This is a genomic window from Rickettsia endosymbiont of Urophora cardui (assembly GCF_964030725.1).
In the GTDB taxonomy this organism is placed as follows: Bacteria; Pseudomonadota; Alphaproteobacteria; order Rickettsiales; family Rickettsiaceae; genus Rickettsia.
This window is the reverse complement of record NZ_CAXIPY010000006.1, coordinates 1001782-1026076: the sequence shown is the minus strand read 5'-3', so window position 1 is coordinate 1026076 and position 24295 is coordinate 1001782. Positions and strand designations below refer to the sequence as shown.

Genomic DNA, 24295 nt, shown 5'->3' with positions numbered 1-24295 from the left:
ACGGATTGTTGTATTACTTCTTGTCTTAAAACCATATTATCTATAAGGCTTGTAGAGTTTTGGCGGACGGACTAGTTAATTTTTTGCCTTTAGCTGTAGCGATTCTATAACTTTCAGTATTGAGTTCAAGAATTGAAGAATGGTGAACCAATCTGTCAATAACTGCTGACGTAGTCATTTCATCTTTAAAAATAGTATTCCATTTTGCAAAAACTAAATTGCTAGTAATTAATACACTACGCATTTCATAACGTTCAGCTAATAAGGTAAATAAAACATCAGTTTCTTCACGATTATATGGTACATATGATATATCATCAATTATCAATATTTCAAAATAATCGAATTTTTTAATAATTTGCTTAAGTTTTAAACTAAGCTTTGCTTCTAGTAATTGTTGAACCAAATTAGCTGCTGTTGTATATAATACACGTCTACCAGCAAGACACCACTCACGTGCTAAACCTATACTAAGATGACTTTTGCCAGTGCCAGGATTACCAAAAATAAGTATATTTTCATAGCGATCCATAAATTCTCCTTGTGCAAGATATTGGATCTTAGTTGGCGATAATCCTGGGATACGCTTAATATCAAAGTTGCTTAATAACTTATCTCGAGAGAGTTTTGCTTGCTTCAGCAATCTGGCAATACGTTGTTGTTGTCTATGTTCTAACTCACGTATGGCTAACTCCTGTAGATAATCTATATATGTTTTCTTTTCTTGCTCAAAGCTTTCTGCAACTGATTTATAGCACGATGCAAAAGTAGGTAGTCCGTCCGCCAAAACTCTACAAGCCTTATAGATAATATGGTTTTAAGACAAGAAGTAATACAACAATCCGTAAGAAAATGATAAAATATGGTCATAAACCTTATGGATTTCAGTCAATGCCAATAGACAACATTATCAAATCGCAAGAACAAGGGAAACTGTTTGGTTATAAATTAAAAGAAGAATTAAACCCAAATAATAAGCTATATAAATTAAGAGAATTAATAAATTGGTCTAGGCTCGAAGAGTGGTTATCAAAAAATGTTTGTATTAAGAAATTTGGTAGAAATAGAAAATGTCATAGAGTGATGCTTGGCATAACGATGCTACAAGCAATGTATAATTTTTCAGATTCATTATCAGAGGAAGAGCTAAAAGAGAATATGTATTGGCAGTATTTCTGCGGGTGGGAATATATAGAAAAAGACATAGCTATCTCGGAAACTAGTATACGACGGTTTCGTAGTGTATTAGGTGAAGCTGGATATAATGAGATATTATCGGAGTTGATCAGGGTTGGGATAAAAACTAACACAATTAAAAAAAAAGATTTGGAATTAATCATCGCTGATACGACTGTACAAATTAAGAATATCAAACACCCACACGATGTTTATTTAATGGATAAAGCTAGGCTTAGCATAGTAAAGCTTTGCAACAGTTTGGGTATACATTTGAATGAAACATACGCTAGAACCTATAAACGCGATATAGTAAAGCTATGGAAATATAAAGAACATAGTAAAGCCAAGAAGCGTTGGAAAATAATGAAGCATTTAAAAATATTACTGGGTCGTTTGATTAGAGTATGTGAGCGTGAGATCAAAAATAAGCAATTAAACTTGTCTCTCAAAAATCAAGAAGTATTGCAAAAAATAAAACAAATACATAACCAATCTGTTTTAAAAAGAGAAGCTAAAAAGCAATATAAAGAAGATAACAAAGTATTATATAGTTTTCATGCCCCTGAAGTAGAGTGTATAGGAAAGGGAAAACGCAACAAGCCATATGAGTTTGGCAATAAAGTAGCGGTAGTAGTAAGTCCGTCCGCCAAAACTCTACAAGCCTTATAGATAATATGGTTTTAAGACAAGAAGTAATACAACAATCCGTAAGAAAATGATAAAATATGGTCATAAACCTTATGGATTTCAGTCAATGCCAATAGACAACATTATCAAATCGCAAGAACAAGGGAAACTGTTTGGTTATAAATTAAAAGAAGAATTAAACCCAAATAATAAGCTATATAAATTAAGAGAATTAATAAATTGGTCTAGGCTCGAAGAGTGGTTATCAAAAAATGTTTGTATTAAGAAATTTGGTAGAAATAGAAAATGTCATAGAGTGATGCTTGGCATAACGATGCTACAAGCAATGTATAATTTTTCAGATTCATTATCAGAGGAAGAGCTAAAAGAGAATATGTATTGGCAGTATTTCTGCGGGTGGGAATATATAGAAAAAGACATAGCTATCTCGGAAACTAGTATACGACGGTTTCGTAGTGTATTAGGTGAAGCTGGATATAATGAGATATTATCGGAGTTGATCAGGGTTGGGATAAAAACTAACACAATTAAAAAAAAAGATTTGGAATTAATCATCGCTGATACGACTGTACAAATTAAGAATATCAAACACCCACACGATGTTTATTTAATGGATAAAGCTAGGCTTAGCATAGTAAAGCTTTGCAACAGTTTGGGTATACATTTGAATGAAACATACGCTAGAACCTATAAACGCGATATAGTAAAGCTATGGAAATATAAAGAACATAGTAAAGCCAAGAAGCGTTGGAAAATAATGAAGCATTTAAAAATATTACTGGGTCGTTTGATTAGAGTATGTGAGCGTGAGATCAAAAATAAGCAATTAAACTTGTCGCTCAAAAATCAAGAAGTATTGCAAAAAATAAAACAAATACATAACCAATCTGTTTTAAAAAGAGAAGCTAAAAAGCAATATAAAGAAGATAACAAAGTATTATATAGTTTTCATGCCCCTGAAGTAGAGTGTATAGGAAAGGGAAAACGCAACAAGCCATATGAGTTTGGCAATAAAGTAGCGGTAGTAGTAAGTGGTCGTAGAAATTTTGTTTTATCCGCAAAATCGTTTCATAATAATCCTTATGATGGTCATACATTGCATCAGAGCTTTGAAGCAGTAGAGAGTGTCACTGGAATCAAGATAAAGAAATCATTTGTTGATCTTGGGTATAGTGGTAGCAATGTAAAGGAGAAGAGTAAGGTATATACCCCAAAAACGCGGAAGAAGTTGTTACAAGAGGACAAGTCTATGATCAAGAGACGCAGTGCCATAGAACCAATAATAGGTCACTTAAAGCAATATGGTCGGATGGGTAGAAACTTCTTGAAAGGTATGATAGGAGATATTATCAATCCAATAATCTCTGCTATTGGTTTGAATTTACGATGCATTGCAAATCATTTACAAATCGTGTCTAACTCCACATAAATCAAAAATATCATCATGCAAAAACTAGATGAACGATAAAAAATCGTTAACAATAGCTCCATATCAAAATTAGACCAACACAGAAATGTATCAGTAAAAATTAACATAACTTATTAATTTTTATTGAAAATCTTAGCAATTTGTTGTCAAAACTCTATCCCATTACAAATGATCAGGATTTGAAGTGTTTTTGGCGGATAGACCATTTAATGTTGTTCTGAATTGATGTTTTTATAACTTCCCAAGTTTGTTGATATAAAGTAATGTTTTCATTTATCCTCCTTTTGTTCATATCAAGCCAGGCCAATACAGCAAGGCAAATATGATTTCTTTGAGCTCGACCCGTGCGTGCCTGACAGCATTCAATACCACAAGTTTGTTTCAATTCTCGATGATAAACTTCTATAGACCAACGCGCCTTAACAATTTTCTCTATTTGCTCACGTGTAGGATTCTCTAAATTAGTTGTTATGTAATCAATGCGACCATTTTTTGCCACAAACTTAAATACCGTAACCCAACCGTATCCACGTAGGTGAATTTTTAGCCCTTCATCGGGAATCTCTAAAGTTTCCAAGCTAACATTACGATTAACTTTTCTATTTTTTCTTAGGTTGGTAACCCATATCCAACCTAAATTACGTATATGTTTTAAATTATCCAAACCACTATACCAAGCATCCATAACTATAGCATCAGGCTTGATACCTCTTTCTTTAGCTAAAGTAAGCATATCACAAAAATGCTCGTTCTTTGTTTTACCATCAGTTTCTTTATCATATATTCTATAATCTACAGGAGTAGATTGATCAATTTGAGTATTGTAATGCAGTAAGTTTACCATTCCTATACCAGGTATAACATCATGTACAGCCCCAGAATATTGATAATTTACAAGCTCGATCCTCTTACTGTATTGCTTTGACAATAAGGTGTCATCTCCCACTAATAAACAAGGATCTTCCAGATCAATATATTTTGACACTTTGCTATAGATTTCGCTAGGGCGAAAATCCTTACTCTTTAACCATCGACTTGCACTATCGTGCGATAGATCTAATGGACTTACTTCAGATAATGCTTTGCTAGTATATCTTACACTACTTGCTTGTAAGAATGATTTATATAAATCTTTGCTACATTTTGATCTTGTCATTTTTATCTAAAACTATTTTTCTCTAGATTAGCATATTATTTGCTAAGTGCGAAACTCCTGTTAGTTAGAAGCCATTTAATGTTGTTCTGAATTGATGTTTTTATAACTTCCCAAGTTTGTTGATATAAAGTAATGTTTTCATTTATCCTCCTTTTGTTCATATCAAGCCAGGCCAATACAGCAAGGCAAATATGATTTCTTTGAGCTCGACCCGTGCGTGCCTGACAGCATTCAATACCACAAGTTTGTTTCAATTCTCGATGATAAACTTCTATAGACCAACGCGCCTTAACAATTTTCTCTATTTGCTCACGTGTAGGATTCTCTAAATTAGTTGTTATGTAATCAATGCGACCATTTTTTGCCACAAACTTAAATACCGTAACCCAACCGTATCCACGTAGGTGAATTTTTAGCCCTTCATCGGGAATCTCTAAAGTTTCCAAGCTAACATTACGATTAACTTTTCTATTTTTTCTTAGGTTGGTAACCCATATCCAACCTAAATTACGTATATGTTTTAAATTATCCAAACCACTATACCAAGCATCCATAACTATAGCATCAGGCTTGATACCTCTTTCTTTAGCTAAAGTAAGCATATCACAAAAATGCTCGTTCTTTGTTTTACCATCAGTTTCTTTATCATATATTCTATAATCTACAGGAGTAGATTGATCAATTTGAGTATTGTAATGCAGTAAGTTTACCATTCCTATACCAGGTATAACATCATGTACAGCCCCAGAATATTGATAATTTACAAGCTCGATCCTCTTACTGTATTGCTTTGACAATAAGGTGTCATCTCCCACTAATAAACAAGGATCTTCCAGATCAATATATTTTGACACTTTGCTATAGATTTCGCTAGGGCGAAAATCCTTACTCTTTAACCATCGACTTGCACTATCGTGCGATAGATCTAATGGACTTACTTCAGATAATGCTTTGCTAGTATATCTTACACTACTTGCTTGTAAGAATGATTTATATAAATCTTTGCTACATTTTGATCTTGTCATTTTTATCTAAAACTATTTTTCTCTAGATTAGCATATTATTTGCTAAGTGCGAAACTCCTGTTACCTTTATTTGTAGCTCCAGATGATGAATTTACAGTACCGGTAACAATATTTAATAATTTAAAAGATTCAGGAAACGCTCAAGTTTTTGTAAATATTGAGACAAGTAACGGGCTTAAAATCCTAGAATATCCTAATGAAATACAGATTGATGAAAATAAAGAAGCTACTATTAATGTCAAATTAAAAGCAACAGATAAGCTCGGCTCGGCTGACTTCAAGGTTACAGCTTCTATAAATCACCTTAAACCTGATATTATCTCTTTGGCTGTAGTACATAGCTCTGAAATTACCACAACAACTAGCGTACGTCCGCCTATGCCTAATGTTACAACAGTTGATACTGGCTTTGCGTCTGGTAATAACATTACTTTAAAAATCGCAAGAGATTTATATCCGGAATTTGCTAAATTACAAATTTCTGCTTCTAAATCACCGCTTGCTATTATTTCTGGTTTTAGAGATTTCTTAGATAATTATCCTTATGGCTGCACTGAGCAATTAATAAGCCAAAATTTTGCTAATGTTTTACTATATGATCAGCAAAATCTAGTTACCATACTCCAAACAGATCGTAAGAAAATGGATGAGTCATTATCTAAAGCTTTTCAAATGCTATCAGAACGTCAAAATTATGATGGTGGGTTTAAATATTGGAATAATGTTAGTGATAGTTCTGATCCATTCATTTCTGTTTATGCTATGCATTTTTTAACCGAAGCAGCTAGTAAATATTTAGCCGTTCCTAGCGATACATTCAATCAAGGTATATATTATTTAGAAAATATGGCAAATAGGTCTATTAGTTCCTTAAATGAAGCTAGAGAAAAAGCATATGCCGTTTATATTTTAACTAGAAATAATTTGATTACTACAAGCTATATAGCAAATATTTTAAAATATTTAGAAGAATATCAACAAGATAAATGGCATAATGATTTAACCGCCGTTTATTTAGCTGCTAGCTATAAAATGCTACAAATGAATGAAGAAGCAGATAAATTATTAGATAAGTTCAATCTAGATAAATCTACAACATTAAAATCAGACTATCTATACTATAGTCCGCTAATAAAATATAGTGAGTATTTATATCTAATCTCTTTACATTTCCCTGAAAGACTAAAAAGCTTTGATCAGAAAGTTGTAGAGGATATAGCAAATTTTGCTAAAGATAATTACAACACTCTATCAGCAAGCTACGCAATTATGGCAAGTATTACTTATGCTGATAAAATAAATAACGCAGATGAAAATACTATTAAAGTAAATTATTCTAACCAAGAAGTTGTTTTAGAAAATAACAAAATAATGCAAGCTAATTTCGTTATAAATGAAGCTAAAGAAGTTAATTTAACTTCAACAAATAATGGCTTTTTCTATCAGCTTTTAACTTCAGGATATGATAAAATTTTAAAAGAAAATAAAGAGATTTTAAAAGGTATAGAGATAACTAAAAAATATCTGGATGAGAATAATAAAGAAATAAATAAAGTAAAATTAGGTGATAATGTCACAGTAAAAATTACTATGCGTTCTAATAGTACTAATGCCTTAAATAATATGGTGATCCTTGATTTATTACCAGCAGGATTTGAGCTTTTACCAGATAATAATATAAATATTTTAGAACTTGATAAACAGGCAATGATTTGGAGACCGATATATACAAATCGTCGTGATGATAGAATAATGATTTTTGGCACTATTCCTAACCATGAAATGACCTATCAATATAAAATTAAAGCCATCAATAAAGGAATATTTACACTTCCTGCTATTTATAGTGAATCTATGTATGATCCTAATACTTACTATAGAGGAGTTATAGGTAGTATTATTATAGAATGATGCTCCTTCGCAGCAGAGCTACGAGGTATCTATCCAAAAAGCTTTAACTGTTTTTGTTGAAATGCTTTATACTGAAGTTTTGACAAAAATTCTAATTTTTCTGACTAAAGTAAAAAATTATATTTAAAGTTAAATATTTAGTGCTTTTATCAGCTTAAAAGCGATATTTCTACAATAATCCCGTGATATGTTTGGTGATTATCGAAACCGGCGCTCTATCATCTACATGGTAAATTCCAGTATTAATTAAGCCAGATTTATATTTTCTTCCCATACCTCATTGGGTGTTTTATAACCGAGCACTTTTCTTGGTAAATTATTTAAAAAATCCTCAATTTCTTGTAATTGCTTTATTGTTAATTTTTTTATATCTAAAGATTTAGAGTATACTCTGTGCACCATTGAGTTAATCTTCTCTATCAATGGTTTTTGCCATGGAGAATAAGGATTGCAAAAATATACTTTTCGTTCAGATTTTGGCAATAGTTGTTCATGATTGGTAAATTCTTTGCCATTATCTAACGTTATGCTTTTGATTATATGCGACAATTGTTTAAGTTTTTTATTCATGTTACCAATCACATCTTGTGTTCTTTTTGAACGGTTTAAAGTGAGAAACACTTTTTGTGTTCTGATATCCACAAGAGCGCCTATATTACGACTTTGATTACCTTTGTTAAAAGTTAAATCACCTTCTAAATGACCTATTGCTGCTATCTTTCTATTTATCTCTGGTCTTTCAGTAATGGAAACTCGATTTGGTATTGTAATTCTTTTGTTTCTGATTCTTGTACCATGATGCAACCTATTTTTCCTTTTTCTTGCTAAAGATAAATATAATTTTTGCCTTTGTGCTATAGGAGATGTATACAGGAGTTTCGCACTTAGCAAATAATATGCTAATCTAGAGAAAAATAGTTTTAGATAAAAATGACAAGATCAAAATGTAGCAAAGATTTATATAAATCATTCTTACAAGCAAGTAGTGTAAGATATACTAGCAAAGCATTATCTGAAGTAAGTCCATTAGATCTATCGCACGATAGTGCAAGTCGATGGTTAAAGAGTAAGGATTTTCGCCCTAGCGAAATCTATAGCAAAGTGTCAAAATATATTGATCTGGAAGATCCTTGTTTATTAGTGGGAGATGACACCTTATTGTCAAAGCAATACAGTAAGAGGATCGAGCTTGTAAATTATCAATATTCTGGGGCTGTACATGATGTTATACCTGGTATAGGAATGGTAAACTTACTGCATTACAATACTCAAATTGATCAATCTACTCCTGTAGATTATAGAATATATGATAAAGAAACTGATGGTAAAACAAAGAACGAGCATTTTTGTGATATGCTTACTTTAGCTAAAGAAAGAGGTATCAAGCCTGATGCTATAGTTATGGATGCTTGGTATAGTGGTTTGGATAATTTAAAACATATACGTAATTTAGGTTGGATATGGGTTACCAACCTAAGAAAAAATAGAAAAGTTAATCGTAATGTTAGCTTGGAAACTTTAGAGATTCCCGATGAAGGGCTAAAAATTCACCTACGTGGATACGGTTGGGTTACGGTATTTAAGTTTGTGGCAAAAAATGGTCGCATTGATTACATAACAACTAATTTAGAGAATCCTACACGTGAGCAAATAGAGAAAATTGTTAAGGCGCGTTGGTCTATAGAAGTTTATCATCGAGAATTGAAACAAACTTGTGGTATTGAATGCTGTCAGGCACGCACGGGTCGAGCTCAAAGAAATCATATTTGCCTTGCTGTATTGGCCTGGCTTGATATGAACAAAAGGAGGATAAATGAAAACATTACTTTATATCAACAAACTTGGGAAGTTATAAAAACATCAATTCAGAACAACATTAAATGGCTTCTAACTAATACACAATTTTGCTAAGTGCGAAACTCCTGGTATAAATAAACTGGTATATACTCTCTGTAGAAATATTGACAGTATCTCGTGATAGTTTACGTCTACCTGAAATTATATCTGGTGAAATACCCTGTGTTAACTGCTTTATTATTTCTGCTCGTAAATTATTATCAATATCTAATTTTCTTTTTCTCTTACCTTGCCTTAAACTGCAAGCAAGTGTGTTAGCCCTATCTGGTCTATAATTATGCCTCATTCTCTTGAGTTCATAACATATAGTGCTTTTATCACGGCCAATCTTTGTCCCTATATATCGCGAGCTATAACCACTCTTATTCATTTCGTATATTTTAAATCTTTCATCTATCGTTAAATGAGCCATGATATATCTATATTTAAATGATGCTCCTCGCAGCAGAGCTACGAGGTATCTAAAAAAGTTTTAGTTGTTTCTTATGATATCACGAAGCAGAGCTTCGGGGAATTAAACCCTGAGAGATTAAAAATTGATTATATCTGGCTTAATTAATTATAGAACTTTCCCATTACCAGGCGTTAGTTTTAGACCTTGAATCTCACCTTTTTCGTTAATAACCAAATGTAATTTTAGACCAAAAAATGACTAACGAATATTAGAATTACCCTCAACGAACATTAAAATTACCTATAAAAAAGAAGTAACTATGGACAGTAAAATCGAATAAAAATTTATTTTTAAATATTTAAATATTATTCGAGAATTACTGATGACATGTACAAATAACCAAGTAGGTATTTTAATGCAAAAGATCAAAAAATATAATCAGATAATTTCTGCTGCAAAAGCAGGTATGAGTGTAAAAACGGCACGTAAGTATTTACGTATTAATAAGTATCCAAGCGAATTACGCACAATACGTAAATATAGGACACGTAAGGATCCATTTGTGAAGCACTGGGATGAAATAGAATCAATGCTAGAATCAGCACCGGAGTTGCAAGCAACTACCATATTAGCATATTTGACAGAAAAGTATCATGGGAATTATAATGGGAAGCAATTACGCTGTTTGCAGAAAAGGTTGAAACAATGGAGAGCTGCACATGGTAAGGATAAGACAGTAATCTTTTTACAAAATATTCTTCCTGGCAAACAGAGTCAGTCTGATTGGACCAATATGAATCAATTGGGTATTTGTAGTGGTGGGCAACCATATCCTCACTTACTATTTCATTTTATGTTGCCTTATTCATGTTGGGAAACTTTTAGCATATGCCATAGTGAAAGTTTTGATACATTAGCATCAGGGTTTGAAAAAGCTGTATGGGAGTTAGGTGGAGTTTTACCAGAGCATCGTACAGATAATTTAAGTGCAGCTACCAAGCAATGTGGTAATAGTAGACAATTTACAGAAAGATGGCAAGAATTGCTTGGTTATTACAATGTTGCACCATCGCGAAATAATCCAGGCGTCAGTCATGAAAATGGTTCTGTCGAAAAAAGTCATGATACATTTAAGCAAGCAGTGAATCAACATCTGCTATGGAAAGTTCTATAATTAATTAAGCCAGATATAATCAATTTTTAATCTCTCAGGGTTTAATTCCCCGAAGCTCTGCTTCGTGATATCATAAGAAACAACTAAAACTTTTTTAGATACCTCGTAGCTCTGCTGCGAGGAGCATCATTGCCTATTTTAGAATTTACACACTTATATATCCAGAGCCGCAATTATGCATTTTTAGCTAATTTTATACCAAAAACGGTATTATGAATATCCCCGTAGCCCAATGTTTATCAGGTATTAAGCGACTTTTGGAATACGAAACTCGCGTTAATAATAATACTTTAATAAGTTGCATAAAATCGTTTTTATAGGTATAATTTCCTTTTTTTAATATCTTTCTATGTCACAAAAATTAGGTTTTTGGGCAGTTTTTGCATTAGTAACTGGTAGCCAAATCGGTACTAGTGTTTTTATACTTCCTTTGAGTTTAGCACCTTACGGTATATATAGCATATGGGGGTGGGTGCTATCGCTATTTGGTGCTATGAGCATTGCACTTGTATTTTCATATCTATGTGCAAAATTTCCTAAGACAGGTGGTCCGCATGTTTATATCCGTGAGAGCTTTGGCGAAAAAGCCGCCTTTTTTGTTGGCTGGACTTATTGGGTTATATCATTTATTAGCACTAGTATAGTTGTAATCTCTGCTATAGGTTATCTAACTCCTTTCTTCAAATCACAAGCAATATTAGATTTAATATTACAGATAATATTACTAGCTGCCATCATGATTTTAAATTTAAAAGGTCCTGAAGTGGCAGGCAAAGCAGAGTTTTATTTAACATTATTAAAATTCGTACCTTTATTAATAGTGGGAGTATGTGCGTTATCGCATTTTAACATAGATAATATAGCTATTGCTGAGGAAGTAGAGAATTTAAGCGTTCCGGCTATTATGGGTAGGGTAGCACTGCTTACCTTCTGGGGGTTTATCGGGGTAGAGTGTGCAACAACTACGGCAGGCTCGGTAAAAAATCCTTCTAAGACTATCCCAAGGGCTATAATGCTCGGAACTTTCTGCGTTGCCGTGCTATATCTTATTAATAGTATCGGTATAATGGGTTTAATTCCAGCATCTGATCTTATTATCTCCAAAGCTCCTTATACTGATGCCGCAGCTTTATTATTTGGCGGTAAATGGTCTAGTGTGATTTCCGTTATTGCATCTATTATTTGCATTGGCACGCTTAATGCTTGGGTACTAACTAGCGGACAAATTGCTTTAGGGCTTGCTGAAGATGGTTTATTACCGAAATTTTTTGCCAAGAAAAATAGTAATAATGCACCGGTGTGGGGGATTATTGTAAGTTGCCTTGGTATTGTGCCGTTATTAGTATTTACAGCGAATGATAATTTTGCTGAGCAGATTACCAAAATAATAGATTTCTCGGCAATAGCGTTTTTATTCGTTTACTTAATTTGCAGCGTAGCGTTTTTAAAAGTAATTCTTCTTAGTTCAAAGAAAAATTTTTCTTATTATTATTTATTGATGGCTATAATATCAATTATTTTTTGTGCTTGGGTTATTTATGAAACACCTATTAAAACATTAATCATAGCTAGTGCTTTTACTATAGCCGGCATTCCTTTATATTTTTTGTGGTATAAAGGTAGAAAATAGCTTTTTGATGAGGGCAATGCCGTGGCTTGTTATTGGTCGTATGGCTCTGATGTCATTCCCAGTAACGGCAGAATCCAGTTTGAAGATCGTTATGAAATTAGATTTTTAGAAATAGGAGTAGATAAAGATCACGTACATTTTTTATTACGGCTCTGTCTCATCAATTGTGTAAATTTCGTGAACCATTAAATTCTACCATCAAATTTGATCATAAAATGAGCCATAGCTTCATTCCAATTGGGGATAGGCATAGACCATTTTTTGGTAATATAATCAATTGTCAGATATAAAACCTTAAATACTGCGTCATCATTTGGAAAGATGCGTTTATTCTTAGTAACTTTTCTCAATTGGCTATTCAGCGATTCTATCGCATTTGTAGTGTAAATAATCTTACGAATCTCCTTTGGATATTGCAAGAAAATTATCAAATTATCCCAATTATTATACCAAGATTTAGCTATATGCGGATATTGCTTACTCCATTTTTGATCAAATGACTCAAGAGCTAATTCTGCTTCTTTTTCAGTAGCAGAAGTATAGATTAGTTTCAAATCCGCTGCTAATTGCTTTCTATCTTTATATGATACATATTTGAGGCTATTCCTGATCTGATGGACAATACAAATTTGATGTTCAGTTTTCGGATATACTGATGCAATAGCATCAGACATACCAGTTAGATTATCACTACAAGCAATTAAGATATCTTTTACTCCTCGATTCTTCATTTCAGTAAAATTACCAAGCCAAAATTTAGCTCCTTCATTCTCACTTATCCATAAGCCTAAAATATCCTTTCTGCCAGATATAGCTAACGCGGAAAGGTTTTTACCATAGTTTTTGTATTTACTCACATATTCACCAGATCTCAATCCTATTAAACATTGCTGGACTAACTTTAAAAACTGTTTACGTAAAATTATTGATCAATGCCTAAGTTTTTCCTAATCTGTGGTAGAAACATTTCCGTGTTAGCTATAAATCTATTCCTAAAGCTACATATACTGATTTATTAATAATAAGTTTATCTTGTCTTACTTTCACTACTAAACAGTCAAAATATACTATAGGGTATACTGATTCAAGAGGTCTACTCTGCCAAATCTTGACCTCATCTATTACTTCATCTGTAATCCTGCTGATTAGGCTCTCACTGATCTCAGCTCCATATAATTCTTGCAATTGTGTTTTAATATCAGACACACTCATACCCTTCGCATATAAGGATATTATCTTTTGGTCTAAGCCATCTATTCTTGTTTGTTTCTTTGAGACTATTATAGGTTCAAATTTACCTTGTCTGTCTCTTGGAACATTTAGCTCTATAGTACCATTCTCACTAATCAGATTCTTACTAAAATTACCATTCCTCGCATTCTCAGTTTCAGCTCTATCATACTTGCTATAACCTAAATGTTCTGACATCTCAGCATGCAGTGCTCGCTCTAAAATACCCTTGGTTAATTCCTTAATTAATCCATTCTGACTTAGTACTGTTTTTAAATCTACTCCACCTTCTATAGCTAACACGGAAATGTTTCTACCACAGATTAGGAAAAACTTAGGCATTGATCAATAATTTTACGTCAACAGTTTTTAAAGTTAGTCCAGCAATGTTTAATAGGATTTAGATCTGGTGAATATGTGAGTAAATACAAAAACTATGGTAAAAACCTTTCCGCGTTAGCTATATCAGCAAATCTATTGCTTCATTTATTTTTTTATTCTTCTCTATTTGCATTTCTGTTACCTATATTTTTAATTACTTCTAATATAGGCTCAACAAAAATTTACACAATCATTGCAAAAGACTCTTTATTACAGTCAATACCAATGTATAGCCCAACAAAAATAACTCAAATCATAAAAAGTATTACTTCTGATGAACGAACATTAGAATTACCCATGACGAATTAAAATTACCCATTTTTGAGTAAAAAATATTGTCTAAAGTGTTACATTATTATCCTCCGATTTTATAGTTAATTTTTTGCCTTTAGCTGTAGCGATTCTATAACTTTCAGTATTGAGTTCAAGAATTGAAGAATGGTGAACCAATCTGTCAATAACTGCTGACGTAGTCATTTCATCTTTAAAAATAGTATTCCATTTTGCAAAAACTAAATTGCTAGTAATTAATACACTACGCATTTCATAACGTTCAGCTAATAAGGTAAATAAAACATCAGTTTCTTCACGATTATATGGTACATATGATATATCATCAATTATCAATATTTCAAAATAATCGAATTTTTTAATAATTTGCTTAAGTTTTAAACTAAGCTTTGCTTCTAGTAATTGTTGAACCAAATTAGCTGCTGTTGTATATAATACACGTCTACCAGCAAGACACCACTCACGTGCTAAACCTATACTAAGATGACTTTTGCCAGTGCCAGGATTACCAAAAATAAGTATATTTTCATAGCGATCCATAAATTCTCCTTGTGCAAGATATTGGATCTTAGTTGGCGATAATCCTGGGATACGCTTAATATCAAAGTTGCTTAATAACTTATCTCGAGAGAGTTTTGCTTGCTTCAGCAATCTGGCAATACGTTGTTGTTGTCTATGTTCTAACTCACGTATGGCTAACTCCTGTAGATAATCTATATATGTTTTCTTTTCTTGCTCAAAGCTTTCTGCAACTGATTTATAGCACGATGCAAAAGTAGGTAAGCAAAGGTTCTTGAGTAAATTATTTAGCGGTTGCGGAGTTATTATCTGTTTACTCATGCAACCTCCATTGTTTTAAAGCAATGTAATTGATCATATTCAGACAGTATTGGTTGATTAATTTTTACTGAACAAACAGTTTGAGTCTGGCTATTTAGTAAATCTGTAATATGATCAATTATTGGCTCAATCTTCTTTTCTAATAGCACTGCTAATGCAGTAACTACATTCAATTCTCCATACATTTTTGCTAATTGTAATATTTTAAGATATATTTTATGCCCTTTATATGGATATATAGAGATAAGCTGGTCATATACCTGACGAAATATAGCACGTGGGAATAAAGCTTCATAATATTGATATTGAACAAATGCTCCAGGTTTACGTACTAAACTATCAATAATATGTCTATAATCAATAACGATAGTGGACTAATGGTATGGACCTCCTGATATAGAGAATGAAAAGCAGTTGCTAATCTTCTAGGGTTAATATTTAACATATTAAAACAACAATTAAGGAGGTCCATATGGAGGTTACTACAATTGGTATAGATATTGCAAAAAGAATTTTTCAAATTCATGGTGTAGATAAAAATGGCAAGACAGTATTAAAGAAAAAATTGATGAGAGATCAGGTTTTGACATTTATGGCTAATTTACCACAATGTTTAGTAGGGATGGAAGCTTGTGGTGGTTCTAGTTATTGGGCAAGAGAAATAACTAAATTAGGGCATGAAGTAAAACTAATGGCACCGCAATTTGTCAAACCATATGTTAAAACTAATAAAAATGATCAAGCAGATGCTGAAGCGATATGTGAAGCCGTGACAAGACCTAATATGAGATTTGTTGCAATTAAAACTATAGAGCAACAAGAAATTTTATCAATACATAGGGTAAGAGAGAGATTGGTAAAAAATCGTACAGCACTTGCTAATGAAATTAGGGGGCTACTACATGAGTTTGGTTTTATTGTTCCTCAAGGCATTAATAAGGTTATCACAAAATTAATTGAGATTTTAGATGCAGGGAAATTAAGCCAGTTAAGTTATCAAACATTTAGTGAACTAAAAGAAGAATTCTTAGATAATAACAGAAAAATAAAAGAGATAGAAAAACGATTAACAATGATAGCAAGTAACCTAACTCAATATCAACGATTAAGAGCTATACCTGGTCTTGGTTTAATTACTGCTACTGCTTTAATAGCATCAATAGGTAATGCTACAAGTTTTGAGAATGGCAGGCAATTATCGGCATGGCTAGGATTAGTGCCAAGACAACATTCAAGTGGTGGGAAGGATAAGCTGCTGGGAATTAGCAAGCGAGGTGATGTATACTTACGCACTTTATTAATTCAAGGGGCTAGAGCTGTACTAAATGCCAAGATAAGATTTACATCGGAAGAACAGAAATCTAAAAAAGATTTTAGCCAATTTACGAAATGGATGTTTAATTTATCTGAGCGAAGTAGCCATAATAAAACGACAGTTGCCATAGCTAATAAGTTGGCAAGAGTGGTGTTTGCTGTACTAAGATCAGGAGATGATTATGTAGAGAGTAAAGTTTGTAGCTAAAGAGTGTGTAGCATAGCACTTATAAGTAAAATAAATGGTGATTTATATAATGAATAGGTAAAAGCAAAACAATATGTAAGAGATTCCAACCCGAAATATGCTTGAGATAATTAATATTGATGGTAAATAAGACAAACCTTAGCTTACAAAAAAACTGCGTTTTTCAGTGGCTCTTTTAGAAGCCGATGGACTGATAAGTATATAGTTTGTAAGCCAGCGAATTCCATCAGGGCTGTAGAATAAATTAGGTTGATTTATCAGCTATAAGCCGGATACATGACTGCATTTGTTTGTTTTTATTATTGATGTTATTTTTTTCTTGCATTCTACAGGAGGTCCATACATGAAAAATCAAGACAAAAAAATGAGTAGTATGTTTTCCTAATTTTTCGATTATCAGGCAGCAATTTGCTGATAATTTTGCATATAATTCAGATATACATTCATAGGCTTTTTATAACCAATACTTGAATGAAATCTGTGATAATTATATTTATTCAGATAATGATCAATCCCCTCTTTTAACTCTTTAACATTGTTAAAATCATTAATAAAGATACCATTATATTTTAAAGTTCTAAAAAACCTTTCTATTACTATATTATCAATACTTCTACCTTTGCCATTCATTGAAATTTGGATATCATGCTCCTTGAGAATATTTATGTGGTCATAACTGGTATATTGGCTACCTTGATCACTATTAAATATCTGTGGAGCGTTATACTTACTGAGAGCTTGTTTCAAGACATCAGTTACAAGAGATGCATCCATAGAATTTGACAGTTTATAGCTCAATATGGCCTTGCTATGCCAATCTATAATAGCTGCCATATACATAAAGCCACCATTAGTTCTAATGTAAGTAATGTCACCACTCCAAACCTCATTCACATTAGGCACATACACTTGCTTTGTTGAGCCAGATTTAGTCCAATATTGATCAAGTTAAGTAGCTATAGATCTTATACCCATCATCCTCATATATTTCAGTACTCGATCTTTACCGACAATAAAACCATCTTCTAGTAACTGTTGATGAATATAGCGATAACCAAATTCAGGATTATCTGTATATATTTCATCTATTCTATTTAAAATACTTAATTTATTTATACTCATCTCCTTGGATTTATAGTAGGCTGTAGATCGACTAATCTTTAATAGTTCACACTGTCTTGATTTTGAGAGTTGATTTAGCTTGGAGTGTACAAGACTCTTTTTATTTGATAAATCCAAGCCAGGAGTTTCGCACTTAGCAAATAATATGCTAATCTAGAGAAAAATAGTTTTAGATAAAAATGACAAGATCAAAATGTAGCAAAGATTTATATAAATCATTCTTACAAGCAAGTAGTGTAAGATATACTAGCAAAGCATTATCTAAAGTAAGTCCATTAGATCTATCGCACGATAGTGCAAGTCGATGGTTAAAGAGTAAGGATTTTCGCCCTAGCGAAATCTATAGCAAAGTGTCAAAATATATTGATCTGGAAGATCCTTGTTTATTAGTGGGAGATGACACCTTATTGTCAAAGCAATACAGTAAGAGGATCGAGCTTGTAAATTATCAATATTCTGGGGCTGTACATGATGTTATACCTGGTATAGGAATGGTAAACTTACTGCATTACAATACTCAAATTGATCAATCTACTCCTGTAGATTATAGAATATATGATAAAGAAACTGATGGTAAAACAAAGAACGAGCATTTTTGTGATATGCTTACTTTAGCTAAAGAAAGAGGTATCAAGCCTGATGCTATAGTTATGGATGCTTGGTATAGTGGTTTGGATAATTTAAAACATATACGTAATTTAGGTTGGATATGGGTTACCAACCTAAGAAAAAATAGAAAAGTTAATCGTAATGTTAGCTTGGAAACTTTAGAGATTCCCGATGAAGGGCTAAAAATTCACCTACGTGGATACGGTTGGGTTACGGTATTTAAGTTTGTGGCAAAAAATGGTCGCATTGATTACATAACAACTAATTTAGAGAATCCTACACGTGAGCAAATAGAGAAAATTGTTAAGGCGCGTTGGTCTATAGAAGTTTATCATCGAGAATTGAAACAAACTTGTGGTATTGAATGCTGTCAGGCACGCACGGGTCGAGCTCAAAGAAATCATATTTGCCTTGCTGTATTGGCCTGGCTTGATATGAACAAAAGGAGGATAAATGAAAACATTACTTTATATCAACAAACTTGGGAAGTTATAAAAACATCAATTCAGAACAACATTAAATGGCTTCTAACTAATACACAATTTTGCTAAGTGCGAAACTCGAGTCTTTTGCAATGATTGTGTAAATTTTTGTTGAGCCTATATTAGAAGTAATTAAAAATATAGGTAACAGAAATGCAAATAGAGAAGAATAAAAAAATAAATGAAGCAATAGATTTGCTGATAGAAGGCGGAGTAGATTTAAAAACAGTACTAAGTCAGAATGGATTAATTAAGGAGTTAACCAAGGGTATTTTAGAGCGAGCACTGCATGCTGAGATGTCAGAACATTTAGGTTATAGCAAGTATGATAGAGCTGAAACTGAGAATGCGAGGAATGGTAGTTTTAGTAAGAATCTGATTAGTGAGAATGGTACTATAGAGATAAATGTTCCAAGAGACAGACAAGGTAAATTTGAACCTATAATAGTCTCAAAGAAACAAACAAGAATAGATGGCTTAGACCAAAAGATAATATCCTTATATGCGAAGGGTATGAGTGTGTCTGATATTAAAACACAATTGCAAGAATTATATGGAGCTGAGATCAGTGAGAGCCTAATCAGCAGGATTACAGATGAAGTAATAGATGAGGTCAAGATTTGGCAGAGTAGACCTCTTGAGTCAGTATACCCTATAGTATATTTTGACTGTTTAGTAGTGAAAGTAAGACAAGATAAACTTATTATTAATAAATCAGTATATGTAGCTTTAGGAATAGATTTATCTGGCAGAAAGGATATTTTAGGCTTATGGATAAGTGAGAATGAAGGAGCTAAATTTTGGCTTGGTAATTTTACTGAAATGAAGAATCGAGGAGTAAAAGATATCTTAATTGCTTGTAGTGATAATCTAACTGGTATGTCTGATGCTATTGCATCAGTATATCCGAAAACTGAACATCAAATTTGTATTGTCCATCAGATCAGGAATAGCCTCAAATATGTATCATATAAAGATAGAAAGCAATTAGCAGCGGATTTGAAACTAATCTATACTTCTGCTACTGAAAAAGAAGCAGAATTAGCTCTTGAGTCATTTGATCAAAAATGGAGTAAGCAATATCCGCATATAGCTAAATCTTGGTATAATAATTGGGATAATTTGATAATTTTCTTGCAATATCCAAAGGAGATTCGTAAGATTATTTACACTACAAATGCGATAGAATCGCTGAATAGCCAATTGAGAAAAGTTACTAAGAATAAACGCATCTTTCCAAATGATGACGCAGTATTTAAAGTTTTATATCTGACAATTGATTATATTACCAAAAAATGGTCTATGCCTATCCCCAATTGGAATGAAGCTATGGCTCATTTTATGATCAAATTTGATGGTAGAATTTAATGGTTCACGAAATTTACACAATTGATGAGACAGAGCCCGAAACTCCTGCAAGCTTTTGAGCTTTCCCACGGCCCCAGTCCCTCTCAACTGTGATTCTACCAAGAGCTTTAGCAAGTTCATCATTTTGCTCTTGTAAATGATTTATTTGTTCTTGATATTCACTCAAAACTTTAGCTGGTTCAAAAGCTAATGCCGCATTACCTAAAAACTGTTTTTTCCAATTTTGAATTGGGTAAATTCCAGTATTAATTAAGCCAGATTTATATTTTCTTCCCATACCTCATTGGGTGTTTTATAACCGAGCACTTTTCTTGGTAAATTATTTAAAAAATCCTCAATTTCTTGTAATTGCTTTATTGTTAATTTTTTTATATCTAAAGATTTAGAGTATACTCTGTGCACCATTGAGTTAATCTTCTCTATCAATGGTTTTTGCCATGGAGAATAAGGATTGCAAAAATATACTTTTCGTTCAGATTTTGGCAATAGTTGTTCATGATTGGTAAATTCTTTGCCATTATCTAACGTTATGCTTTTGATTATATGCGACAATTGTTTAAGTTTTTTATTCATGTTACCAATCACATCTTGTGTTCTTTTTGAACGGTTTAAAGTGAGAAACACTTTTTGTGTTCTGATATCCACAAGAGCGCCTATATTACGACTTTGATTACCTTTGTTAAAAGTTAAATCACCTTCTAAATGACCTATTGCTGCTATCTTTCTATTTATCTCTGGTCTTTCAGTAATGGAAACTCGATTTGGTATTGTAATTCTTTTGTTTCTGATTCTTGTACCATGATGCAACCTATTTTTCCTTTTTCTTGCTAAAGATAAATATAATTTTTGCCTTTGTGCTATAGGAGATGTATAAATAAACTGGTATATACTCTCTGTAGAAATATTGACAGTATCTCGTGATAGTTTACGTCTACCTGAAATTATATCTGGTGAAATACCCTGTGTTAACTGCTTTATTATTTCTGCTCGTAAATTATTATCAATATCTAATTTTCTTTTTCTCTTACCTTGCCTTAAACTGCAAGCAAGTGTGTTAGCCCTATCTGGTCTATAATTATGCCTCATTCTCTTGAGTTCATAACATATAGTGCTTTTATCACGGCCAATCTTTGTCCCTATATATCGCGAGCTATAACCACTCTTATTCATTTCGTATATTTTAAATCTTTCATCTATCGTTAAATGAGCCATGATATATCTATATTTAAATGATGCTCCTCGCAGCAGAGCTACGAGGTATCTAAAAAAGTTTTAGTTGTTTCTTATGATATCACGAAGCAGAGCTTCGGGGAATTAAACCCTGAGAGATTAATCAGTTTACTTATTAAGTATTTTTCTATATCTTCTCGAGTCTTAAAATGTTGCTTATCTCTTATATTTAATGATTCATCACGAGCACAGTAAAAATTCTCTATAGCTCTGTATACACTTGACCAACTACGCTGAAAATATTTATTAGTTGTTAATTCAACAACAGATCTTGCTTTAACCGCATAGCGAAAATCTAGGGAGCTTGCTCCCTAGATGGATAGCGTTATAATATAAGCGTTGGCATATTATAATTTAGTAGAATGGAATTGAGGTGTAATAGTCATCATGTTTTTAGAATAATGTATAGCTAACACGGAAATGTTGCTACCACAGATTAGAAAAAACTTAGGCATTGATCAATAATTTTACGTAAACAGTTTTTAAAGTTAGTCCAGCAATGTTTAATAGGATTTAGATCTGGTGAATATGTGAGTAAATACAAAAACTATGGTAAAAACCTTTCCGCGTTAGCTATATCACTTTGTGTGGATACCAAAATCAACTAAACGCAATGGATAAAATTGAAAAAGAAACAAAGCAGTTTAACCTGTTTTGAAACTCGGTCGCTTGCGGCCGAGTTCTTCATCTTTAAACATAAATTTTTACTTTAGTCAGAAAAATTAGAATTTGTGTCAAAACTTCAGATCCACGCAACAATGCTTACGCAGGAATGACATTATGTAAAAATGTATTTCTTGTAAAAAACCTTTTTTCTTGAATATATTTATAATATATTAGATACGTATATTCAAACGTATGAGGACATAATGAAAAAAAATCCAAAAATCTCATTGATAGGAAGTGGTAATATAGGTGGCACACTTGCTCATTTAATCAGTCTAAAAAATTTAGGTGATATAGTATTGTTTGATGTAGCTGAAGGGATTCCACAAGGCAAAGCTCTAGATATAATGCAAGCAAATACCTTAGCAGGTTCTGATATCAAAATTAAAGGCACAAATGATTATAAAGATATTGAAGGGTCAGATGCAATAATTATCACTGCCGGCTTGCCTAGAAAACTTGGCATGAGTAGAGACGATTTAATTAGCGTCAATACCGGTATTATGAAAAGCGTTGCAGAAAATGTTAAACAATATGCTCCTAATGCTTTTGTAATAGTAATTACCAACCCGCTAGATGTTATGGTTTACGTGATGCTGAAAGAAAGCGGCTTGCCACATAATAAAGTCATTGGTATGGCGGGCGTACTTGATTCCTCAAGATTTAACCTTTTTCTTGCTGAGGAGTTTAAAGTATCAACTAATAGCGTTAGTAGTATAGTTCTTGGCGGTCACGGTGATGCTATGGTACCGCTTGCTAGATATTCTACTGTCAAAGGCGTGCCTATACCTGACTTAGTAAAAATGGGGTTATCAACTAACGAACGTATCGAAAAAATAATTGACCGCACTAGAAATGGCGGTGGTGAAATCGTGGCATTACTTAAAACAGGATCAGCTTATTACGCCCCTGCTGCTTCTGCTGTAGAAATGCTTGAATCTTATTTACAAGACAAACGACAAATTCTAACCTGTGCTGCTTACTCACAAGGCGAATATGGCGTAAAAGATTTATATGCTGGCGTACCCATTATTATAGGTAAAAACGGCGTAGAGAAAGTAATCGAACTGCAACTAACTACCGATGAGCAAGCTTTATTTGATAAGTCAGTAGACGGAGTTAAAAAACTAATTGAAGCGGTGAAGTAATTTAATCCCTGTTGGGTTAAATTCCCCGTGGCTTGCCACGATTATTTTAAACAATTAGTTAAATGTTTTTAATATTTATTATGGGAAAAATATAAAGTCCGTCCGCCAAAACTCTACAAGCCTTATAGATAATATGGTTTTAAGACAAGAAGTAATACAACAATCCGTAAGAAAATGATACAATATGGTCATAAACCTTATGGATTTCAGTCAATGCCAATAGACAACATTATCAAATCGCAAGAACAAGGGAAACTGTTTGGTTATAAATTAAAAGAAGAATTAAACCCAAATAATAAGCTATATAAATTAAGAGAATTAATAAATTGGTCTAGGCTCGAAGAGTGGTTATCAAAAAATGTTTGTATTAAGAAATTTGGTAGAAATAGAAAATGTCATAGAGTGATGCTTGGCATAACGATGCTACAAGCAATGTATAATTTTTCAGATTCATTATCAGAGGAAGAGCTAAAAGAGAATATGTATTGGCAGTATTTCTGCGGGTGGGAATATATAGAAAAAGACATAGCTATCTCGGAAACTAGTATACGACGGTTTCGTAGTGTATTAGGTGAAGCTGGATATAATGAGATATTATCGGAGTTGATCAGGGTTGGGATAAAAACTAACACAATTAAAAAAAAAGATTTGGAATTAATCATCGCTGATACGACTGTACAAATTAAGAATATCAAACACCCACACGATGTTTATTTAATGGATAAAGCTAGGCTTAGCATAGTAAAGCTTTGCAACAGTTTGGGTATACATTTGAATGAAACATACGCTAGAACCTATAAACGCGATATAGTAAAGCTATGGAAATATAGCTAACACGGAAATGTTTCTACCACAGATTAGGAAAAACTTAGGCATTGATCAATAATTTTATGTAAACAGTTTTTAAAGTTAGTCCAGCAATGTTTAATAGGATTTAGATCTGGTGAATATGTGAGTAAATACAAAAACTATGGTAAAAACCTTTTCGCGTTAGCTATATAAA

The 24295-nt window shown here is 32.6% G+C and carries 20 protein-coding genes and 6 pseudogenes; 12 read left to right on the top strand and 14 right to left on the bottom strand.

From position 1 onward, the window contains the following. Positions 1 to 40: 40 nt before the first annotated feature. A complete protein-coding gene (gene istB, locus AAHI98_RS13530; protein WP_342226094.1) occupies positions 41 to 787 on the bottom strand; it encodes an IS21-like element helper ATPase IstB in 747 nt (248 codons plus the stop codon). Between the two features lie 65 nt (positions 788 to 852). Here istB (AAHI98_RS13530) and AAHI98_RS13525 point away from each other — a divergent pair, with 65 nt between their 5' ends. Further along, on the top strand, positions 853 to 1848 hold the full coding sequence (locus tag AAHI98_RS13525; RefSeq protein ID WP_342226093.1) for a transposase: 996 nt from the start codon (positions 853 to 855) through the stop codon (positions 1846 to 1848). Positions 1849 to 1894: 46 nt separating this feature from the next. Continuing rightward, positions 1895 to 3256 (top strand): IS5 family transposase, encoded by a 1362-nt coding sequence (locus AAHI98_RS13520; protein WP_342224717.1) that lies wholly within the window; start codon positions 1895 to 1897, stop codon positions 3254 to 3256. Positions 3257 to 3428: 172 nt separating this feature from the next. Here AAHI98_RS13520 and AAHI98_RS13515 read toward each other — a convergent pair whose 3' ends face one another. Continuing rightward, positions 3429 to 4412 carry an IS701 family transposase gene (locus tag AAHI98_RS13515; protein WP_342226092.1) on the bottom strand — a complete coding sequence of 328 codons (984 nt, stop codon included), beginning with the start codon at positions 4410 to 4412 and terminating at the stop codon, positions 3429 to 3431. 35 nt (positions 4413 to 4447) lie between these two features. Continuing rightward, complete coding sequence (locus AAHI98_RS13510) at positions 4448 to 5437, bottom strand: IS701 family transposase (protein ID WP_342226091.1); 990 nt, start codon at positions 5435 to 5437, stop codon at positions 4448 to 4450. A 60-nt stretch (positions 5438 to 5497) separates the two neighbouring features. Between AAHI98_RS13510 and AAHI98_RS13505 the strand changes: the two are divergent. Beyond that, a pseudogene (locus AAHI98_RS13505) lies at positions 5498 to 7348 on the top strand (alpha-2-macroglobulin family protein); the annotation flags it as partial. 246 nt (positions 7349 to 7594) lie between these two features. Here the strand turns inward: AAHI98_RS13505 and AAHI98_RS13500 are convergent. Then, positions 7595 to 8227 (bottom strand): annotated as a pseudogene (locus AAHI98_RS13500) (IS30 family transposase); the annotation flags it as partial. Between the two features lie 51 nt (positions 8228 to 8278). On the opposite strand from AAHI98_RS13500, the gene AAHI98_RS13495 reads away from it, so the two are divergent. Next, positions 8279 to 9259 carry an IS701 family transposase gene (locus AAHI98_RS13495; RefSeq protein ID WP_342224656.1) on the top strand — a complete coding sequence of 327 codons (981 nt, stop codon included), beginning with the start codon at positions 8279 to 8281 and terminating at the stop codon, positions 9257 to 9259. Here AAHI98_RS13495 and AAHI98_RS13490 read toward each other — a convergent pair. Both AAHI98_RS13490 and AAHI98_RS18280 read right to left on the bottom strand, forming a co-directional pair. Then, positions 9243 to 9617, bottom strand: a pseudogene (locus AAHI98_RS13490) (transposase); the annotation flags it as partial. The gene AAHI98_RS13495 and the pseudogene AAHI98_RS13490 sit on opposite strands and share 17 nt — an antisense overlap. Positions 9618 to 9779: 162 nt before the next feature. Continuing rightward, positions 9780 to 9854, bottom strand: a pseudogene (locus tag AAHI98_RS18280) (transposase); the annotation flags it as partial. 127 nt (positions 9855 to 9981) lie between these two features. On the opposite strand from AAHI98_RS18280, the gene istA reads away from it, so the two are divergent. Together istA and AAHI98_RS13480 are read left to right on the top strand one after the other, a co-directional pair. Next, a complete protein-coding gene (istA, locus tag AAHI98_RS13485) occupies positions 9982 to 10773 on the top strand; it encodes an IS21 family transposase (RefSeq protein ID WP_342226088.1) in 792 nt (263 codons plus the stop codon). A gap of 349 nt (positions 10774 to 11122) precedes the next feature. Continuing rightward, the gene (locus tag AAHI98_RS13480) at positions 11123 to 12403 is read left to right on the top strand and encodes an APC family permease (RefSeq protein ID WP_342226087.1); all 1281 of its coding nucleotides are present in this window, start codon (positions 11123 to 11125) and stop codon (positions 12401 to 12403) included. A gap of 185 nt (positions 12404 to 12588) precedes the next feature. Here the strand turns inward: AAHI98_RS13480 and AAHI98_RS13475 are convergent. Next, a pseudogene (locus AAHI98_RS13475) lies at positions 12589 to 13209 on the bottom strand (IS256 family transposase); the annotation flags it as partial. A gap of 175 nt (positions 13210 to 13384) precedes the next feature. Beyond that, positions 13385 to 13975: pseudogene (locus AAHI98_RS13470) on the bottom strand (IS256 family transposase); the annotation flags it as partial. Positions 13976 to 14050: 75 nt separating this feature from the next. Here AAHI98_RS13470 and AAHI98_RS13465 point away from each other — a divergent pair. After that, positions 14051 to 14323, top strand: a complete 273-nt coding sequence (locus AAHI98_RS13465; protein ID WP_342226085.1) for a hypothetical protein — start codon at positions 14051 to 14053, stop codon at positions 14321 to 14323. Between the two features lie 30 nt (positions 14324 to 14353). Here AAHI98_RS13465 and istB (AAHI98_RS13460) read toward each other — a convergent pair whose 3' ends face one another. Both istB (AAHI98_RS13460) and AAHI98_RS13455 read right to left on the bottom strand, forming a co-directional pair. After that, a complete protein-coding gene (gene istB / locus AAHI98_RS13460) occupies positions 14354 to 15145 on the bottom strand; it encodes an IS21-like element helper ATPase IstB (protein WP_342225796.1) in 792 nt (263 codons plus the stop codon). Then, complete coding sequence (locus AAHI98_RS13455; RefSeq protein WP_342226084.1) at positions 15142 to 15318, bottom strand: hypothetical protein; 177 nt, start codon at positions 15316 to 15318, stop codon at positions 15142 to 15144. Before AAHI98_RS13455 ends, istB (AAHI98_RS13460) begins: the two co-directional genes overlap by 4 nt. A gap of 299 nt (positions 15319 to 15617) precedes the next feature. Between AAHI98_RS13455 and AAHI98_RS13450 the strand changes: the two genes are divergently transcribed. Beyond that, complete coding sequence (locus tag AAHI98_RS13450; RefSeq protein WP_342224642.1) at positions 15618 to 16667, top strand: IS110 family RNA-guided transposase; 1050 nt, start codon at positions 15618 to 15620, stop codon at positions 16665 to 16667. 396 nt (positions 16668 to 17063) lie between these two features. On the opposite strand, the gene AAHI98_RS13445 is transcribed toward AAHI98_RS13450, so the two are convergent. Together AAHI98_RS13445 and AAHI98_RS13440 are read right to left on the bottom strand one after the other, a co-directional pair. Then, positions 17064 to 17576 carry an IS3 family transposase gene (locus AAHI98_RS13445; RefSeq protein ID WP_342226083.1) on the bottom strand — a complete coding sequence of 171 codons (513 nt, stop codon included), beginning with the start codon at positions 17574 to 17576 and terminating at the stop codon, positions 17064 to 17066. A gap of 39 nt (positions 17577 to 17615) precedes the next feature. Continuing rightward, on the bottom strand, positions 17616 to 17906 hold the full coding sequence (locus AAHI98_RS13440) for an IS3 family transposase (protein ID WP_342226082.1): 291 nt from the start codon (positions 17904 to 17906) through the stop codon (positions 17616 to 17618). 62 nt (positions 17907 to 17968) lie between these two features. On the opposite strand from AAHI98_RS13440, the gene AAHI98_RS13435 reads away from it, so the two are divergent. Together AAHI98_RS13435 and AAHI98_RS13430 are read left to right on the top strand one after the other, a co-directional pair. Then, positions 17969 to 18949 carry an IS701 family transposase gene (locus tag AAHI98_RS13435; protein ID WP_342225110.1) on the top strand — a complete coding sequence of 327 codons (981 nt, stop codon included), beginning with the start codon at positions 17969 to 17971 and terminating at the stop codon, positions 18947 to 18949. A gap of 84 nt (positions 18950 to 19033) precedes the next feature. Then, positions 19034 to 20248 carry an IS256 family transposase gene (locus tag AAHI98_RS13430; protein ID WP_342224684.1) on the top strand — a complete coding sequence of 405 codons (1215 nt, stop codon included), beginning with the start codon at positions 19034 to 19036 and terminating at the stop codon, positions 20246 to 20248. A 13-nt stretch (positions 20249 to 20261) separates the two neighbouring features. Here AAHI98_RS13430 and AAHI98_RS13425 read toward each other — a convergent pair whose 3' ends face one another. Together AAHI98_RS13425 and AAHI98_RS13420 are read right to left on the bottom strand one after the other, a co-directional pair. Next, the gene (locus AAHI98_RS13425; RefSeq protein ID WP_342226081.1) at positions 20262 to 20525 is read right to left on the bottom strand and encodes a hypothetical protein; all 264 of its coding nucleotides are present in this window, start codon (positions 20523 to 20525) and stop codon (positions 20262 to 20264) included. After that, a complete protein-coding gene (locus AAHI98_RS13420) occupies positions 20498 to 21460 on the bottom strand; it encodes an IS30 family transposase (protein WP_342224646.1) in 963 nt (320 codons plus the stop codon). Before AAHI98_RS13420 ends, AAHI98_RS13425 begins: the two co-directional genes overlap by 28 nt. Positions 21461 to 22347: 887 nt before the next feature. On the opposite strand from AAHI98_RS13420, the gene mdh reads away from it, so the two are divergent. Both mdh and AAHI98_RS13410 read left to right on the top strand, forming a co-directional pair. After that, complete coding sequence (mdh, locus tag AAHI98_RS13415; RefSeq protein ID WP_342226080.1) at positions 22348 to 23292, top strand: malate dehydrogenase; 945 nt, start codon at positions 22348 to 22350, stop codon at positions 23290 to 23292. Between the two features lie 174 nt (positions 23293 to 23466). Further along, positions 23467 to 24126, top strand: a complete 660-nt coding sequence (locus AAHI98_RS13410) for a transposase (RefSeq protein ID WP_342226079.1) — start codon at positions 23467 to 23469, stop codon at positions 24124 to 24126. Positions 24127 to 24295 lie beyond the last annotated feature (169 nt).

Bases quoted from the DNA above. Each gene is read 5' to 3' on its own strand.
- AAHI98_RS13525 (WP_342226093.1), top strand. From the start codon at position 853: ATGATAAAATATGGTCATAAACCTTATGGATTTCAGTCAATGCCAATA.
- AAHI98_RS13520 (WP_342224717.1), top strand. From the start codon at position 1,895: ATGATAAAATATGGTCATAAACCTTATGGATTTCAGTCAATGCCAATA.
- AAHI98_RS13515 (WP_342226092.1), bottom strand. From the start codon at position 4,412: ATGACAAGATCAAAATGTAGCAAAGATTTATATAAATCATTCTTACAA.
- AAHI98_RS13510 (WP_342226091.1), bottom strand. From the start codon at position 5,437: ATGACAAGATCAAAATGTAGCAAAGATTTATATAAATCATTCTTACAA.
- AAHI98_RS13495 (WP_342224656.1), top strand. From the start codon at position 8,279: ATGACAAGATCAAAATGTAGCAAAGATTTATATAAATCATTCTTACAA.
- istA (WP_342226088.1), top strand. From the start codon at position 9,982: ATGACATGTACAAATAACCAAGTAGGTATTTTAATGCAAAAGATCAAA.
- AAHI98_RS13480 (WP_342226087.1), top strand. From the start codon at position 11,123: ATGTCACAAAAATTAGGTTTTTGGGCAGTTTTTGCATTAGTAACTGGT.
- istB (WP_342225796.1), bottom strand. From the start codon at position 15,145: ATGAGTAAACAGATAATAACTCCGCAACCGCTAAATAATTTACTCAAG.
- AAHI98_RS13450 (WP_342224642.1), top strand. From the start codon at position 15,618: ATGGAGGTTACTACAATTGGTATAGATATTGCAAAAAGAATTTTTCAA.
- AAHI98_RS13435 (WP_342225110.1), top strand. From the start codon at position 17,969: ATGACAAGATCAAAATGTAGCAAAGATTTATATAAATCATTCTTACAA.
- AAHI98_RS13430 (WP_342224684.1), top strand. From the start codon at position 19,034: ATGCAAATAGAGAAGAATAAAAAAATAAATGAAGCAATAGATTTGCTG.
- AAHI98_RS13425 (WP_342226081.1), bottom strand. From the start codon at position 20,525: ATGGGAAGAAAATATAAATCTGGCTTAATTAATACTGGAATTTACCCA.
- AAHI98_RS13420 (WP_342224646.1), bottom strand. From the start codon at position 21,460: ATGGCTCATTTAACGATAGATGAAAGATTTAAAATATACGAAATGAAT.
- mdh (WP_342226080.1), top strand. From the start codon at position 22,348: ATGAAAAAAAATCCAAAAATCTCATTGATAGGAAGTGGTAATATAGGT.
- AAHI98_RS13410 (WP_342226079.1), top strand. From the start codon at position 23,467: ATGATACAATATGGTCATAAACCTTATGGATTTCAGTCAATGCCAATA.